The organism is Paraburkholderia sp. BR13439 (assembly GCF_040948805.1).
In the GTDB taxonomy this organism is placed as follows: Bacteria; Pseudomonadota; Gammaproteobacteria; order Burkholderiales; family Burkholderiaceae; genus Paraburkholderia; species Paraburkholderia youngii.
This window is the reverse complement of record NZ_JBFPKN010000181.1, coordinates 1-308: the sequence shown is the minus strand read 5'-3', so window position 1 is coordinate 308 and position 308 is coordinate 1. Positions and strand designations below refer to the sequence as shown.

1 protein-coding gene is annotated in these 308 nt (G+C 62.3%); it reads right to left on the bottom strand.

From position 1 onward, the window contains the following. The coding region (locus AB3X96_RS42775) for an IS66 family transposase zinc-finger binding domain-containing protein (RefSeq protein ID WP_368594445.1) at window positions 1–308 on the bottom strand (308 nt) is incomplete at both ends.

The following is a 308-nucleotide window of genomic DNA, read 5'->3' as shown; positions in this document are numbered from 1 at the left end:
CCATGCGCCCAATGTCGAGCGCGGTATCGCGACGCCCGCTCGCGCAAAGATCTGCTCCTGACGGTACAGGGGAAGGTGGTCAGCGTACTTGGCAACCAGCACTGACGCCAGCAGTCCTGCGGTCGGGATGCCCTTGTCGATCACATGCGCAGGCACCGCAGCCTGAATCAGTGTTTCGCAGTTTCTGCACACCCACTTGCCACGGATATGCCGCTCCACGGTGAACACACCTGGCGTGTAGTCCAGCTTCTCGCTGATGTCCTCGCCGATGCGCACGCGCTCGCAGCCACACTGGCATACGGTGCTCT